1 pseudogene is annotated in these 530 nt (G+C 28.9%); it reads left to right on the top strand.

Annotation, left to right across the window (positions count from 1 at the left end):
- Positions 1-530: pseudogene (locus IDG65_RS14150) on the top strand (transposase); the annotation flags it as partial.

Raw genomic sequence — 530 nt, 5'->3', positions numbered from 1 at the left:
ACTTAGTTGAAGAAAAAATAATACCAGAGATAAAAGAAGATGGAGATAGCGATTTAACAATAGAAGAAATAGATTTAATTGGTAGTCATTTAGATAAAGAAATCGAAGATTTAAATCATTCTATTGAGAACGAAGATTGTGCTCAAATTAGAAAACAGACCTGTAAAAAAGAACTGAGATTAAGAAGTTCAAAAAGAAATTTGATGATTATTCCGAAAGAAAAAATAAATATGAAGAACAAAAATCGATTCTTAAAGATAGAAATAGCTTTTCTAAAACTGATCATGATGCAACTTTTATGAGAATGAAGGAAGACCATATGAAAAATGGCCAACTTAAGCCAGGATACAATTTACAAATAGCGACAAATTCTCAATTTTTTATCCTATGACCTATTTCAAACCCCAACAGATACTAGAACTTTAATTCCATTTTTAACAATGATTCAAAATACCTTCGGTTATTTACCAGAGTATATTGTAGCTGATGCAGGTTATGGTAGTGAGCAAAACTATATGGCTATTATAGAT

The sequence above is a fragment of the Staphylococcus sp. EG-SA-17 genome, assembly GCF_017151845.1.
GTDB lineage: Bacteria > Bacillota > Bacilli > Staphylococcales > Staphylococcaceae > Staphylococcus > Staphylococcus aureus.
This window is presented reverse-complemented; position numbering and strand designations above follow the sequence as displayed.